This is a genomic window from Paraburkholderia sp. BL18I3N2 (assembly GCF_003001875.1).
Lineage (GTDB): Bacteria > Pseudomonadota > Gammaproteobacteria > Burkholderiales > Burkholderiaceae > Paraburkholderia > Paraburkholderia phytofirmans.
In genome coordinates, this window is the sequence record NZ_PVNC01000005.1 from 100,461 (window position 1) to 116,056 (window position 15,596).

Genomic DNA, 15,596 nt, shown 5'->3' on the forward strand with positions numbered 1-15,596 from the left:
GCTTCCTCGCCTTCGTCAATCGTCCATTAATATCTTTTCCGACCTAATCGTGCCGGAAAAATATATTGGACGTCTTACGCGTCCTCTCGCACTATTCGTACCTTCCCAGCCGCGCGCGCGTGTCATTGCCTGCCGCCATCCGCGGGCAATCGCTGCGCCGTCGCTGTCCGCAAACGGCGCATCGGCCAGTCTGGGCACAATTCCAATTTGACGACCCCAATACCTGAGGATACAGATGCCTGATTATCGATCGAAAACTTCGACCCACGGCCGCAACATGGCCGGCGCGCGCGCCTTGTGGCGCGCCACCGGAATGAAGGACGGTGATTTCGGCAAGCCCATTATCGCGGTGGTGAATTCGTTCACGCAGTTCGTGCCGGGCCATGTGCATCTGCGCGACATGGGCGCACTGGTCGCGAAGGAAATCGAAGCGGCGGGCGGCGTCGCCAAGGAATTCAACACCATCGCCGTCGACGACGGCATCGCCATGGGTCACGGCGGCATGCTGTATTCGCTGCCTTCGCGCGAATTGATCGCCGACTCGGTGGAGTACATGGTCAACGCGCATTGCGCCGACGCGATGGTCTGCATCTCCAATTGCGACAAGATCACCCCCGGCATGCTGATGGCCGCCATGCGCCTGAACATCCCCGTCGTGTTCGTCTCCGGCGGTCCGATGGAAGCGGGCAAGGTCAAATCGCCGACGGACGGCCAGGTGATCGCCAAGATCGACCTGATCGACGCGATGATCAAGGCAGGCGACTCCCGCGTAAGCGACGCCGAAGTGGCGGAAATCGAGCGCAGCGCCTGCCCGACGTGCGGTTCGTGCTCGGGCATGTTCACCGCGAACTCGATGAACTGCCTGACCGAAGCTATCGGTCTGGCGCTGCCGGGCAACGGTACGATCGTCGCCACGCACGCCTGGCGCAAGGGTCTGTTCGAGCAGGCCGGCCGTCTCGTGGTGGACCTGTGCCGCCGCTACTATCAGGAAGACGACGCCTCGGTCCTGCCGCGCAGCATTGCCAGCAAGCAGGCCTTCGAGAACGCGATGGCGCTCGACGTCGCCATGGGCGGTTCGACCAATACCGTGCTGCATCTGCTGGCCGCCGCGCAGGAAGGTGGCGTCGATTTCACGATGTCCGACATCGATCGCATCTCGCGTAAGGTGCCGTGCCTGTGCAAAGTGGCGCCCGCCACCGACAAGTTCCATATCGAAGACGTGCATCGCGCCGGCGGCATTCCCGGCATTCTCGGCGAACTGGCGCGCGCGGAACTGCTCGATCTGTCGTGCGGCAACGTGCATAGCGGCACGCTGGGCAACGCCATCGCCAAATGGGACGTCGCCGGTGGCGCGGGCGAGGAAGCGCAGAAGTTTTTCCGCGCGGCGCCGGGCGGCATTCCGACCACGGTTGCGTTCAGCCAGGAAGCCACGTTTGCCGCGCTGGATACCGACCGCAACACCGGTTGCATCCGCAGCAAGCAGAGCGCCTATTCGAAAGACGGCGGCCTTGCCGTGCTTTACGGCAACCTCGCGGAGAAGGGCTGTATTGTCAAGACCGCCGGTGTCGATGAATCGCAGTGGATTTTCTCCGGGCGCGCGCGCGTCTTCGAGAGCCAGGACGACGCCGTCGAAGCCATTCTGGGCGACAAGGTCGTGGCGGGCGACGTGGTCGTGATCCGCTACGAAGGCCCGAAGGGCGGTCCCGGCATGCAGGAAATGCTTTACCCCACGTCGTATCTGAAGTCCAAGGGATTGGGCAAGAGCTGCGCGCTCTTCACCGACGGCCGCTTCTCGGGTGGTTCGTCGGGGCTGGTGATCGGGCATGCGTCGCCGGAAGCGGCTGAAGGCGGCACGATCGGCCTGGTGGAAGAGGGCGATGTGATCGAGATCGACATTCCCAACCGCAAGATGCACCTGGTCGTGTCGGACGCGGAATTGGCGCGCCGTCGCGAAGCCATGGAGGCCCGCGGCGACAAGGCCTGGCAGCCGGCGAATCGTGAACGCGTGGTGTCGCAGGCGTTGCAGGCCTACGCCGCGCTGGCGACCTCCGCCGATCGTGGCGCGGTGCGGGATCTTTCGCAACTCAAGCGCAAGTGATGCGGGACGGCTCTGGCGCTCGCTGTCGGGCGGCCAGGGCCGGAAGGGATCGATAGGCAGAGAAGTGTCTATCGATCCTCGCGCTGCCCATCGAAATCAGCCTCACTTTCCCTCAGGCTTGGAATCGTCCCAGTTCATGCGGTGGCGATCCACCGTTTCGCGATGGCGCGCATCGTCCTCGGTGTGGAGGTAGAGGCTGGTCGTGTTGAGCGACACGTGGCCCAGGTTGTCACGGATCGTGCGCAGATCCACACCGCCATCCGCTTGATGCGAACCCGCGGTATGCCGAAGCCAGTGCGCCGAGGCTCGCTCCAGTTCATCCGCCCGATCGGAGAACTCAGCGCCTTTCGAGCGCAACCACCTGGCCGCATTGCCAAAAATGCTCTTGATCGCGTCGTGAATGGCGGAACGGGACAAACATCGGTTACGGCCTCTGAATGGAATGACCAAGGGCGTTTCTTCACTGCGAGTGGGCAGCGGCGCCAAACCATTTTCTGTCCGGTAAAGCCGCATTTCCTGAATCAGTTCGGGCGAGGCGGGGACAATGCGCTCCTTGTTTCCCTTGCCGAGCGTTTCGAGCCACCACTGATCCTTGCCATCAGCGCCTAGTCGCCGGGAAAAGTCCCCCATTTTCCCGCCCGCGACTTCAGATATGCGCATGCCCTGAAGATAGAAAAGCGTCGTCAGCCAGCGGCTGCGGGCGTAATAGGCGCGCTCGTCAGCGGTCTCGCGCGGCAGTTGTTCGACAAACACCTTCACTTCATCCCACAGCGACGTAGACAGGTAGCGCGTTACGCGCGGCGCGGAGCGTTTGGCGCGCTGTCGAAGCAGCGCCATGGGATTGCCTCGCAGATAACCGGCGTTGACCAGCCAAGTGAACATCGCATTCAGGATGATCAACGCCTGACGCTGGCTTGCCGGCGACAGCGGCCCGTTGAACGGACGCCAGCGCTCGTCGCCGCGGGGAAACTTGCCGCCCGTGCTCGACACCCAGCGAGCCGCCGGCTGCGGATCGACGAGAAAGCCCTTGAACATCAGTAGGTCCTCATGCGTCAGCGACGACAGCGGTTTGCCGAGTTGCACGACGGCCCACAGCAGCAGCCGCTCAGCTTCCTTGCGGTAGTTGTCGAACGTTGTTCTGGTGTCGGCGTAATTCGAAAGCCAGGCGCGCACGGCGTCGAGATCGTTGGTGGCCGACAGTTGCGAGCCGCCGGCAACGCCACGATTGGTGCCGTCGCGACCGTCGAGAATTTCGGGAACGACGAGCGATTCGACGGGCTGAACGGTGACAAGTTGAGCATCAGGCACGGTTTTAGAGGTCCCAAAGGCAAGGTTCGATGCGAAAAGCGTCTAATACCAACTAAACGACATTATAGTACTAATGTCGTGTAGTAAATAGTGTAAAATTGGTTATTTAACGTTATACGTTGTATTATCAACACATCAGGACAAATCAGCCGCCAAAGGACTCCCATGCCTCTCGAAGCCGAAATTGAAGCGCTGCGCGAACGCGTCCCGGACACGCAGGAGCTCTACCGTGAGGTTTGCGCGCTAATGTTCTTCCGTTACGGAGAAACGCCGACAGCGAACAAGCTCTATCAACTGGTTCGCAAAGGCAGCATGAGCGCGCCGGCGAAAGCCTTGCGAGACTTCTGGACGGAAGTCCGGGACAAGACGCGGGTCGATGTCGGGCAACCGGATTTGCCAGCCGAAGTCGCGACGGCCGCCGGCGAATTGGCGGCGACGCTTTGGCGGCTATCCGGCGACGCGGCAAATGCGGCGCTGGAAGCCTTCAGGCAGGACGCCCAGCGCGAAATTGCCGAGGCACGCGAACGCGTACAAGGGTTGGCTGCAGAACGCGACACTGCGCTCGCTGCCGCCGAGCAGGCATCCCGTGACACGGCCGACGTCAGGACTGAAAACGCGAAACTGCTCGCTCGCCTGGTCGAACTGGAAACCGCCAGAACCATGCTGACCGAGCAACTCGCGCAGTCCAGAAAGGAAAGCGCGGCCGCCTCGACGGCGCTGTCCGACGCCAGACGGGAATTCGCCGACGAATTGAGCAAGCTGCGTGTCATGCACACTCAGAGCGAACAGCGCCTCGCCGCGACTGAAAAGCGGGCGCTTCTCGAGATAGACAGCGAGCGGACGGCCGCGCGCCAGACGCGGCACGAGCTACAAGCCGCCCTCGATCGGATGGCCGAGGCTCAAGCCACGTATCAGGTGGAGCGAGACCAGCTGCGTGATGCCCTTACTGCGGCGAAAACACAGTTGGCGACGTCGCTGACACGTTGCTCGAACGTCGAAGGAGAATTGGCGTCGCGGCAAATTGCGCTCAACGAACAGATAGCGGCGAGCGAACTCCTTCGCAAAAAGCTCGAAGCGCTGTCTCATCAACTGGTGGAAAGCGGGCGCCCCGCTGCTACGCCCTCACCCTCTCCTCGCCGTCCCTCTTCAGCCAGAAGGCGGAGCGTGCGCCGCGATCTGAAGTTCACGGAAACGGCAGCGGTTCGCAGGTCGACCGCCGAAGGCCAGTGAAATAACTGGCGCCGCATGTCGCGCGCAGGGCGCGCTCATCGAACACCATCCTTGACGATTACAACCTGCAATACCGCGGAACGGGACTTGCGACAGGCGAAGCAGGAATACGCGACGAACGGCGGGAGCGCACCGCTGCATCGCCGGGAACGTCGCCGCTTCTAATCGTTTTCAAGGAGAGAGTGATGGCCGACACCGTTGGCGATTTCATCATCGAACGGCTCCATGCCTGGGGCGTTCGCCGCATCTACGGTTATCCGGGCGACGGCATCAACGGCGTCTTCGGGGCCCTCAACCGCGCCCAAACCGAAGCCCGCAAATATCGCAAAGACAAAGACAACGAAGCACCGGCTCCGATCGAATTCATCCAGGTCCGTCACGAGGAAATGGCTGCCTTCATGGCCGCGGCGCACGCGAAATTTACCGGCGAGCTCGGTGTGTGCATCGCCACCTCGGGGCCCGGCGCCTCGCACCTGCTTACCGGTCTGTACGACGCGCGGATGGATCACATGCCGGTCCTCGCCATCGTCGGCCAGCAAGCCCGCGCGGCCCTCGGCGGCCATTATCAGCAGGAACTCGACCTCGTCTCGATGTTCAAGGACGTCGCCGGCGCCTTCGTCGAACAGGCCAGCGTTCCCGCTCAGGTTCGCCATCTGGTCGACCGTGCCGTGCGCGTTGCGCTCTCCGAGCGCAAGGTCACCGCTATCGTGCTGCCCAACGATCTGCAGGATCTGCCCTACGAAGCGCCCGGCCGCAAACACGGCACGCTGCATTCGGGCGTGGGCTACCGCGCGCCGCGTCTCGTGCCCTATCCCGACGATCTCCAGCAAGCCGCCGATGTCCTCAACGCTGGCAAGAAAGTCGCGATCCTCGTCGGCGCCGGCGCTTTGAATGCCACCGACGAAGTCATCGCCGTCGCCGAAAAACTCGGTGCCGGCGTCGCCAAGGCGCTGCTCGGCAAAGCCGCCCTGCCCGACGATCTGCCTTGGGTCACGGGTTCGATCGGCCTGCTCGGCACCAAGCCGAGCTACGACCTGATGACCGAATGCGACACGTTGCTGATGATCGGTTCGGGCTTTCCTTATGCAGAGTTTCTACCGAAAGAAGGTGCGGCCCGCGGCGTGCAGATCGACCTTAAGGCCGACATGCTGAGCCTGCGTTATCCGATGGAAGTGAACCTGGTCGGCGACAGTGTCGAAACCCTGCGCGCGTTGCTGCCGCTGCTCGAAGAAAAGCCGGACCGCGCGTGGCGCAAGAAGATCGAAGGCTGGACCGCCGACTGGTGGAAGACGCTCGAGAAGCGCGCGCATCAACCCGGCAAGGACGCGGTCAATCCGCAGCGCACGGTGTGGGAGTTGTCCAAACGCATCCCCGCCGAGGCCATCGTCACGAGCGATTCCGGATCGTGCGCGAACTGGTACGCCCGCGACCTGAAGGTGCAGCGCGGCATGATGTGTTCGCTGTCCGGCGGACTCGCGTCGATGGGCGCGGCCGTGCCGTACGCGATCGCCGCCAAGTTCGCCTTTCCTGAACGGCCCGTGATCGCGTTGGTCGGCGACGGCGCAATGCAGATGAACAACATGGCGGAGTTGATCACGGTGTCGAAGTACTGGAAAAACTGGGCCGATCCGCGCTGGATCTGCATGGTGCTGAACAACGGCGATCTCAACCAGGTCACGTGGGAGCAGCGCGCGATGGAAGGCGATCCCAAGTTCGAGGCATCGCAGGATATTCCCTCGGTGCCCTATCACAAGTTTGCCGAATTGATCGGCCTGAAGGGCATCTATGTCGACGACGCCGAGCAGATGGGCGCGGCATGGGACGAAGCATTCGCCTCGAATTGCCCGGTGCTCATCGAAGTCAAAGCCGATCCGAATATCGCGCCCTTGCCGCCGCATATCACGCTCGCGCAAGCCAAGGCGTTCGCGTCGACCTTGATGAAGGGCGACCCGGACCAGGGCAACGTGATCGTCGAGACGGCCAAACAGGTGCTCGGCGCGGTGCTGCCCGGCCATCACGACAAATAGACAACGCGTCATGACGGCTCGGCCGACGCCGCCGTCTTTTATGTGAGGTAGACCATGAAGCACGCCGCTCAACAGACCCCGGACGATGCCGCCGAACACCAAGGGCATCGCAAGCCCCTTTCTGACGAATCAGCCAGGAGCGACGCGTCACTAAAAGACACCGCTCAAAGCGCGCAAGACGCAAAGGAAAAGCGGCGGCATCCGGCATCGGAGAACACGCTCGACTCGTCTCAGGACAAAAACCCGATTCCTCCTGATTCGGTAAAAAAGTGAGCCGCGCACGCTGATAAGCGATCGCGCAATTGCCGACGCTACATGCATGCCTTCCACGGCCGCTATTTGTGCAAGGCATGCCGCACCGCGGACACGTCACGAGTCGTGACCGGTTCTGCCGCATTGCCCCACGTGTTGCGGATGAAGGTCAGAACGTGCGCGAGTTCGCTATCGGTCAGTTTGTCCGGAAAGGCTGGCATCTTGCGCGGCTCAGGACCGCCATCCGTGCTCGGACTGCCCCCGCCCTCAACGAGCAGACGTACCAGCGAGGTCGTTTGCGGAGCGAGCACGGCCGGATTGCCCGCAAGGCGCGGATATTTTTGCGGTACGCCCGCGCCGTCCGACTGATGGCAGCGCGCGCAATACGCTGCATAGATGCCCGCGCCTGGCCGTTCGAGTTCACCTGTTTTCAGCGCCTGCACGCTCTGAAGCGCGCCCCGCGAACCTGCATTGAAGTGCCCGCTCTGAGCGCGCGGCGGCAGGCTCTTCAGATAAGTGGCGATGGCCGCGAGGTCGGCATCGTCGAGATACTGCGTGCTGTCTTCCACCACTTGAACCATGCTGCCGAACGTGACCAGGCCGCCGCCGTGGCCGTGCTTCAGGAAAGCGGCGATATCCTCCGCGGAGCTTCGGCCCAGGCCTGAACCGGCGTCGCCTGTGAGGTTCGGTGCGAACCAGTGATCGTTGGTGCCGCCGGTCAGATAAAGCGGACTCGCCTCGGTGTAGCCGCGTTCTTCATAAGCCGGCCCGCGTGGCGTGTGGCACGCGCCGCAGTGTCCCAACGATTGCACGAGATACGCGCCGCGATTCCATTGCGCGTCGCGCCCTGCTTCCGGCTTGAAGCGCTCGCCCGGCACGAATGCCCAGTCCCAGAACATGAGCGCCCAGCGCTGGTTGAATGGGAACGGCAACCGGGTTGGCGGAGCCGGCGTGGCCACCGGCCGCACGCCATGCATGAAATAAGCGTAGAGCGCGTGCATGTCGTTATCGTCGATCTTAGCGAACGATGGGTACGGCATCGCCGGATAAAGCCGCTTGCCGCCTCGCGCAACGCCGTCGCGCAATGCACGTGCGAAGTCGTCGTAGCTGTAGAGACCGATACCTGCCTGCGGGTCTGGCGTGATGTTCGACGAATTGATCGTGCCGAACGGCGAGCCCATGCCGAGACCGCCGGCGAACGGTGCCCCCGGAATCGGCGCCGTGCCGGGCCGCACGACGCGTGGCGCGGCCGTATGGCAGCCTGCGCAGTCGGCGGCCTTCGCGAGATAGGCGCCGCGCGCGATCTGTGCGGCGTCGGCCGACGTTGCGCTGCCGAATGCGGCGCCTGCTACGGTGTAGCTGGAAGCAGGCGCGCCGAGGGTCATGGCGAGCATCGCGGCGGCAACGCGTGGGCCATGCCGAAGCCATCGCCTATGCGGGCCTTCGCGGCGTAGTGAAACAAACGGATTACGCGCGCGCATCATCACGACCACTTGCACGGCGACACGAGCGCCAGTGCGATATCGGTTGCAATCAACGCGAACAGAAACAACGCACTGCTCATCGCGGCGATGCGTGTCAGGAACACGTCGAGTCCGCTGCGCCTCCGGCTTGCGCCGCCCGAGGCGCCCTCTTTCGCTGCTTCGAGACGACGAACGTTTCGCCAGGCCGTCAGCGCGCCAAACGCGCCGGCCGCGAGACATAACGCGCTAATGACGACGAGCGCTGGCCTCATCCACGGCAGTGCCGGCGACGCCAGCGGCTGGTCGAGTGGATAACAACTCTGCGCGGCCAGCGTCTCAGCGATGACCGTCTGTGCGAGCCATGCACACGGCGCGACCAGCAGGCCGACCAGCACATGTCGCATGGACACGGCGGACGATTCGCCGCTCAGCGGCGGCTTCATGCTCCCGGCCATGACAGATTCCGAAACAGGTAAGGCGTCAGATACAGCGTGCTGAAGATGAACAACCACACGACGTCGACGAAATGCCAGTACAGGCCGCCGATGGTCAGCGCCGCGCAGCGTTTCTCGTCGAAATAGCCCAGTGCGGTCCACAACAGCAAAAACAGCAACACGACGATCCCAACCACGACGTGCGCCATATGGAATCCCGTGATGGTGAAATACAGCGAGCCATACAGATGCGTCGTCAGCCCATACGGATGATCGTGCCATTCGAGCAACTGAATGCCCACGAATACGATACCGAGCAGGACGCCCAGCGCCATCGAGGCCACGGCCCGCCTCAAGCGCCTGCGCCTCACACAGCGCTCGCACAGCCAGACGAACACGCTGCTCGACAGCAGAATCGCCGTGTTCGTGATGCCGAGGCCGAGCTTCGGCAGGCCTTCAGGCGGCCAGCGCTGCGTACTCTGCGAGGCCAGATAGAGATATGAAAAGATCAGGTATCCGAACAACGCGCCTTCGGTTGCGATCAGCGTGAGGCAGCCCCACCAGCCGCCCGAGCGTTCGCCCGCGCTGCCGATCGGCAAAGGCTCGGCCGGTTGGGCGGACGTTTGGGTCAAATTGGCGGCGTCGCTCATGTCAATCTCCCCCCGCGTCATGAACGGTGGCCGGTTCGCGCTGGATCAACGCACGTTCGGGCCACAGCCAGACGATGATCGACACTGCACACCCCATCAGCGTCGCGCCGGCAAATGTCCACGCGCTCATCGCGAGTCCCGCGAACACCAGCGTCGCGAACACCGCAAGCCAGAACGGCGCGTACGAATCGCCCGGCATCTTCAGGATCACGTCGGGATTCGCTTCGAGAGCGCTCGTACCGAGCGCCTCGCGGCCTTGCGCGAGCAGATAGCCTTCATGGAGTTGCGAGCGCGCGTGAAGCGTGCCGCCCGGCTCCTCGATGCGGCCTTCCCATAGCGGATGACGGCTCGCCAGCGTCGGCACTACCGCGAAGTTGTACGGCGGTGGCGGCGAACTCACCGACCATTCGAGCGTGGGCGCGTCCCAGGGATTGTCGCCGGCCGGTTTGCCGCGTTTCAGGCTGACCAGCAGATCGATCATGAAAATCAACACGCCCGCCGCGAACAGAAACGACCCCAGCGACGTAACGAGATTCACCGTATTCCAGCCCATGTCGGCGGGATACGTATAGATGCGTCGCGGCATGCCGAGCAGACCTGCGATATGCATCGGAAAGAAGGCGATATTGAAACCGGCGAACAGCACCCAGAAACCGAACTTGCCGAGCCGCTCGCTCATCATCCTGCCGGTGAATTTCGGAAACCAGAAATAGATGCCGCCGATCACCGGAAACACGTTGATGCCGAGCAGCACGTAATGCAGATGCGCGACCACGAAGTACGTGTCGGTGAGCTGCCAGTCGAACGGCACAGCTGCGGTCATCACGCCGGATACGCCGCCCACCACGAACAGAAACACGAAGCCTGCGAAAAACAGGAACGGCACGCGAAACACCGGCCGGCCGGTCCAGATCGTCGCGATCCACGCGAAGGTGGCGACCGCGCTGGGAATCGCGATCACCATGCTGGCCGCGCCGAAAAACGACAGCGCGAGCGCCGGAATCCCGGTCGCGAACATATGGTGAATCCACACGACGAAACCGATCACCATCGTCGCGACCGTCGAGAGCGCCACGGGCCCATAGCCGACCAGCGGCCGCCGGCAGAATACCGGCAACGCATCGGAGACGATGCCCATAGCCGGCAGCACGACCGCATAGACCCACGGATGCGCAAAGATCCAGAACAGGTGTTGCCAGAGCAGCGGACGCCCGCCGTTCAGCACGTCGAAGAAGTGCGTGCCGATGCGCCGGTCGAGCCACAACAGGAAGAACGCCAGGCTCACCGACGGCACCGCCAGCAGATTGCCGCCCGACGCCGTGAGCGTGCCCCACACCAGCACCGGCATGCGGTCCAGCGACATGCCGGGCGCGCGCATCCGTAGCAGCGTGACCACGAAGTTCATCGAGCCGACCGTTGTAGAGATGCCGAGCAGCACCATGCCGAGCGCGTAGACATCGATATTCGGACCGGTGCTGTACTCGAGCCCGGAGAGCGGCGCGTAGTTGAACCAGCCGGCATCCGGCGCCTGTCCCGTCGGAAAACTCGCATACAGGAAGATGCCGGCAAACAGGAACACCCAGTACGAGAGCGCATTCAAACGTGGAAAAGCCATATCGCGGGAACCGAGCACCAGTGGCCACAAATAGTTCGAGAAGCCTGACAGCACCGGCAATGCGTACAGGAAAATCATCGTCACGCCGTGCATCGTGAAAAGCTGGTTGTATTGCTCGGGCGTGAGAACTGTCGCGTTGGGCCGCGCCAGCTGGATGCGCATGATGAGCGCTTCGATGCCGCCCATCAGCAGGAAGATGAACGCGGTCACCAGATAGCGCAGACCGATGGTCTTGTGATCGACCGTCGAGAGCCAGCCGCGCCAACCCGGCGGCGCTTCCCAGATCTCGCGCAGACGCTTTTCTTCGGCACTGCCGGGCGTGACGCGGCCGTATTGCGGCGTGCGCGTGAGTGGCATTGCCGCACCGTGTACCGCGGCTTGCCGTGCGCCTGGTGTCGAATCTGGCCTCGCGTGGTCGGACATTGAAAGACGCTCCCTGATTGCCGCCTAAGTTTTCAATGCAGCGTGGCCAGATAGGCCGACAGCGCGGCGGCGTCGCCGGCACTCAGCGCGATGCTCGGCATCAGCGCCTCGGGTTTGATCGACTGAGCGTGCTGAATCCAGTCGAGCAAATGATCCGGCGTATTGGTCACCGCCCCCGCCGCGATCAGGCGGCGCGAATTCAGGTGCGTGAGATCGGGCGCTTGCAGACCGTCCGCATCCGTGCCGCGAATCGTGTGACAGCCCGCGCAGCGCTCGGCGAACAGACGACGGCCCGCGGCGACACTGCTGTCGGTCGCGGCTACCGCCGGTCGGCCCTGCGCGTCGCGCCACGCGCTGAAATCGGCAGGACTCTGCGCGACCACTTCAAAAGCCATGTGCGCATGCTGGGCGCCGCAGAACTGTGAGCATTGCCCGCGATAGATACCCGCTCGATCGGCCTGGAACCATTGCTCGTTGGTCTGGCCGGGGATCGTCTGCGTTTTGCCCGCGAGTTGGGGCACCCAGAAAGCGTGCACGACGTCCGCGCTTTTCAACGCTATCTTCACGGGCTCGCCGACGGGAATGTGGATCTCGTTGGCGGTGCTGAAGTTGCGCGCCGGATTGGGATCGTCGGCGTAGTCGACTTTCCACCACCAGTCGTACGCGGTCACGGTAATGCTCAGCTGTGGATGCGTGGCAGGCGTTGCAACCGACTCCAGCGTGATGAGGACATAGACCAGCATCGCGAGCAAGGCCACCGACGACACGCCCGTGCCGATGTAAATCCAGCGCATGCCGCCGGCTTCGGCATCGAGCGAGTCGCTTGCCGCCGCAGGACGCTTGCGAACGATCGCGGCGATCAGCAATCCTGCAATAACGACTGTCACGGTGACCGAAATAGCCGCCATCGCCCAGCCTAAACGCATGGTCGGCGCGGCGGCCGGTCCGGCGGCGTGGAGGAAATAGTTGAGCGGCGCGATGTGACTGGCTTGAGCCCTCGCGGCCGCCAGAGTCAAAGCGACGCGAGCAATGCCGACAAGAGCGCGCTGGGCAATAGCTGTCGTCGATCGCATCCATGTCTCCTCATGGCCCCCGCCGACGGACCCGAAATCGAAATGCCGCGCGTAAAACGCTGCGCTGTAGTAAGGACGCGGTAGCAAATGTCGGGCCGCACCGCGACGCCGCCAGCGTCCCGACTGGCGATGCGCACCGTTCACGAACCGGTTTGAATGTGCTGTCAACTATTTGCAAGGCACACCCTTCGCGATCTGGTCGACGCGCACGAAAGCTCCCATGCTTGCTCGCTCGTGCAAATGAACCGATCGAAGCCAGTGGCGTCTGAAGCTAGCGCTCGCGGGTGTCCTCTGCCGAAAATTACTGGGCGACGCATGGGCGGACGCTGTAGCGCGGAGCGTGACCCGCGCCACGGTTTCACCGCCTTAGATGATCGGCGCCCCGCCCGTCACCGCGATGGTCGCGCCCGAGATATAGCTGGCTTCGTCGGAGGCCAGCATCACATAGGCGGCGGCCAGCTCGGCGGGCTGACCCGGGCGTTTCATCGGCACCTGCTCACCGAATTTCTCGACCTTCTCGGGCGGCATGGTCGACGGAATCAACGGTGTCCAGATCGGCCCCGGCGCGACGCAGTTCGCCCGTATGCCCTTCTCCGCCAGCAATTGAGCAAGGCCGCCAGTGAAATTCTGAATCGCGCCTTTGGTGGTCGCGTAGGCGATCAACCCCGGATTGGGATGATCCGCATTGATCGACGACGTATTCACGATCGACGCACCGGGTTTCATGTACTTCACCGCGGCGCGCGTGATCCTGAACATCGCGCCGATGTTGGTATCGAAGGTCTTGTCCCACTCTTCGTCGCTGATGTCTTCGAGCGACGGATAGCTCATCTGATAGGCCGCATTGTTGACCAGCACGTCGAGCCGCCCGAACGCCTCGACCGCTCGCTCGACGATCTCCTTGCAATGCGCCGGGTTCGTGATGTCGCCCCGCAGCAGTAACGCCTTGCGGCCGGCGTCCTCAACCCAGCGCGCGGTTTCGCGTGCATCGTCGTCTTCGTTGAGGTAAGCAATCAGCACGTCGGCGCCCTCGCGTGCGAATGCAATGGCGACCGCGCGGCCAATTCCGCTATCGCCGCCGGTAATGATGGCGGCCTTGCCGGCGAGCCGTCCGGAGCCCTTATACGACTTCTCGCCGTGATCCGGTTGCGGTTTCATGGGCGCGGTTTGCCCGGGCGTCTGGTCCTGCTGCTGGTTCGAAAACGGTGGCGTGGGACGTTGCGTGTCGGTCATGACAATCTCCAAAGCGCGAATGGACATACGCGGCGCACTAAAAGCACGCGGCGGCTTGCCTGGATGCAGCAACGTTCGGGCCCGCGCGCGTCGGCGCGCATCGACTTATCGAGCCCGGCTTCGATGGCGGCCTCGCCGATCGCCAGCAAGCCGGCGCTGGCCGCGAAATAAGCGGCGGCGGCGCTACAAGCGCGCGCCGTGAATTGCCGTCCGCCGCGAACCCTGCGCGCGGATGGCAGAAAACGGCGTATCACTGGCACGCTTTGCCGGTCGATTGCCACTCATCCCGACACGGCTCCGACGGATACTTGGACATCCCCGGACAGTGCTCACAGCGAACGAATTCACACCGCTGCATGGACATTGCCCGAACGACACGAAGTCCATCGCCTCACGAGGCACTATCTTTGTCCAGGAGAAATTCGATGAGTACGACCATTGCCGGCATTCACATTCCAGACAGCCGTCTCGCAAGAGCCGCAACCGATCTGGTCCGCGACACGGAGAACGATCTGCTGTTCAATCACTCGCGCCGCGTATTCCTGTGGGGTGCGCTGACTGGTGCGCGCCGCAACCTCGCGTACGACCCCGAGTTGCTGTATATCGGCGCGATGTTTCATGACATGGGCCTCACGCCGGGCTATGCCAGCAAGACAGATCGCTTCGAAGTCGACGGCGCCAATGCCGCGCGCGACTTTCTCAAGAGCCATGGCGTCAACGAGTACGACATCGAACAGGTCTGGTTGGCGATCGCGCTTCACACCACGCCGGGCGTTCCGGAGCATCTGAAGCCGGTGGTTTCGCTGGTGACCGCGGGCGTCGAAATGGACGTGCTCGGCATGCGGTATCACGAATTCGACGACGCACAGCGCGTCAGCGTGGTGGCCGCGCATCCGCGCGAGCAGGACTTCAAGAATCTGATCATCGACGCGTTCGCGCAAGGCACGATCAGCAAACCCGAAACCACGTTCGGCAATGTCAAAGCCGATGTGCTGGAGATGAAAGATCCCAGCTACAAGCGGCTGAACTTCTGCAAGATCATTCTCGGTTCGGCATGGGATGACAGCCAGCCGGGTCACGTCCATCACGCGGGATGCAATCACGGAGCCGCGGCGGAATAACGGTCTGCGCAAGACGGCCGGCGCGTTGCGGGCCAGCCGATGCAAACTCAAAGGCGCGCCAAACGGAAAACCGGTGGCGCGCCGTTTTTGCCGGCTCGGCAATATTTCAGTTTGCGATTACGAGTCTGATTTCAGGAGCTATCCGTCGGTCGCGGCGTCAGCATCAGCGCCAGCACCGCGACGCCGAGCACCAGCGAGATTCCGCCATATAGCATGGCATTGCGAATCTCGAACAGCACACCGTGAATGACCGTCGCCATGCCACCCAGCGCGACGAATACCGCAATGGCCGCGAATACGATCCGACGTTCGGCGCGAATCATGGCGCTCTCCCGCAAGACGTTAGTGCCGTAAGACGCACAGGAACAACGGAAGACCTCGAACGCACGGTGTTTTCATGCCAACAGCTGTTGCGCGCGACGCTCGGATCTTCCGCTCGGGTCACCGCGATGAGCCAGCTCGCTCACATATCGACGGCGCCTGTCGGAACGCTTGCATCGGTTCGACTTGAACCCGTTGCAAGCCGGTTTATAAGTTTGTTTGTAAGTCGGTCTATCAGCCGCCTATCGGATTTCAGCCATGACGCTCACGCGCGTTTTCAGCTGGAGATCTGAATCTATCGTAGGCGGCGAACAGACAATAGTAAATACGGGTAACCATGCCGCTCGC

At 62.8% G+C, this 15,596-nt stretch carries 13 protein-coding genes; 5 read left to right on the forward strand and 8 right to left on the reverse strand.

Annotated features, from left to right (window positions below; all coding sequences use genetic code 11):
- Positions 1-235: 235 nt before the first annotated feature.
- On the forward strand, positions 236-2,098 hold the full coding sequence (ilvD, locus tag B0G75_RS16015; RefSeq protein WP_106307152.1) for a dihydroxy-acid dehydratase: 1,863 nt from the start codon (positions 236-238) through the stop codon (positions 2,096-2,098).
- 102 nt (positions 2,099-2,200) lie between these two features.
- Here ilvD and B0G75_RS16020 read toward each other — a convergent pair whose 3' ends face one another.
- Positions 2,201-3,406: a tyrosine-type recombinase/integrase gene (locus B0G75_RS16020; RefSeq protein ID WP_106307155.1), complete on the reverse strand. Its 1,206-nt coding sequence runs from the start codon at positions 3,404-3,406 to the stop codon at positions 2,201-2,203.
- A gap of 165 nt (positions 3,407-3,571) precedes the next feature.
- On the opposite strand from B0G75_RS16020, the gene B0G75_RS16025 reads away from it, so the two are divergent.
- The 3 genes from B0G75_RS16025 (at position 3,572) to B0G75_RS40210 (ending at position 6,936) form a co-directional block, all read left to right on the forward strand.
- A complete protein-coding gene (locus tag B0G75_RS16025; protein WP_106307158.1) occupies positions 3,572-4,636 on the forward strand; it encodes a DNA-binding protein in 1,065 nt (354 codons plus the stop codon).
- 185 nt (positions 4,637-4,821) lie between these two features.
- Complete coding sequence (locus B0G75_RS16030; protein ID WP_106307161.1) at positions 4,822-6,663, forward strand: thiamine pyrophosphate-requiring protein; 1,842 nt, start codon at positions 4,822-4,824, stop codon at positions 6,661-6,663.
- A gap of 54 nt (positions 6,664-6,717) precedes the next feature.
- Positions 6,718-6,936: a hypothetical protein gene (locus tag B0G75_RS40210; RefSeq protein ID WP_146142519.1), complete on the forward strand. Its 219-nt coding sequence runs from the start codon at positions 6,718-6,720 to the stop codon at positions 6,934-6,936.
- A gap of 62 nt (positions 6,937-6,998) precedes the next feature.
- Here B0G75_RS40210 and B0G75_RS16035 read toward each other — a convergent pair whose 3' ends face one another.
- The 6 genes from B0G75_RS16035 to B0G75_RS16060 all read right to left on the reverse strand — a co-directional run bounded on the left by B0G75_RS16035 (position 6,999) and on the right by B0G75_RS16060 (position 13,806).
- Positions 6,999-8,300: a cytochrome c gene (locus B0G75_RS16035; RefSeq protein ID WP_106308012.1), complete on the reverse strand. Its 1,302-nt coding sequence runs from the start codon at positions 8,298-8,300 to the stop codon at positions 6,999-7,001.
- Between the two features lie 98 nt (positions 8,301-8,398).
- Positions 8,399-8,833: a hypothetical protein gene (locus B0G75_RS16040; RefSeq protein WP_106307164.1), complete on the reverse strand. Its 435-nt coding sequence runs from the start codon at positions 8,831-8,833 to the stop codon at positions 8,399-8,401.
- Positions 8,818-9,462 carry a cytochrome c oxidase subunit 3 gene (locus B0G75_RS16045; protein WP_106307167.1) on the reverse strand — a complete coding sequence of 215 codons (645 nt, stop codon included), beginning with the start codon at positions 9,460-9,462 and terminating at the stop codon, positions 8,818-8,820. The genes B0G75_RS16040 and B0G75_RS16045 overlap by 16 nt, the downstream gene beginning before the upstream one ends.
- Before the next feature lies 1 nt (position 9,463).
- Positions 9,464-11,500, reverse strand: a complete 2,037-nt coding sequence (gene ctaD, locus B0G75_RS16050) for a cytochrome c oxidase subunit I (RefSeq protein ID WP_181309282.1) — start codon at positions 11,498-11,500, stop codon at positions 9,464-9,466.
- 32 nt (positions 11,501-11,532) lie between these two features.
- Positions 11,533-12,573 (reverse strand): cytochrome c oxidase subunit II, encoded by a 1,041-nt coding sequence (gene coxB, locus B0G75_RS16055; RefSeq protein WP_106307174.1) that lies wholly within the window; start codon positions 12,571-12,573, stop codon positions 11,533-11,535.
- Positions 12,574-12,939: 366 nt separating this feature from the next.
- Complete coding sequence (locus tag B0G75_RS16060) at positions 12,940-13,806, reverse strand: SDR family oxidoreductase (protein WP_106307177.1); 867 nt, start codon at positions 13,804-13,806, stop codon at positions 12,940-12,942.
- Between the two features lie 425 nt (positions 13,807-14,231).
- On the opposite strand from B0G75_RS16060, the gene B0G75_RS16065 reads away from it, so the two are divergent.
- Positions 14,232-14,927, forward strand: coding sequence for an HD domain-containing protein (locus tag B0G75_RS16065; protein ID WP_106307180.1), 696 nt, complete (start codon positions 14,232-14,234; stop codon positions 14,925-14,927).
- Positions 14,928-15,058: 131 nt separating this feature from the next.
- Here the strand turns inward: B0G75_RS16065 and B0G75_RS16070 are convergent, their stop codons facing one another.
- The gene (locus B0G75_RS16070) at positions 15,059-15,250 is read right to left on the reverse strand and encodes a DUF2964 family protein (RefSeq protein WP_106307183.1); all 192 of its coding nucleotides are present in this window, start codon (positions 15,248-15,250) and stop codon (positions 15,059-15,061) included.
- Between the last annotated feature and the right edge of the window lie 346 nt (positions 15,251-15,596).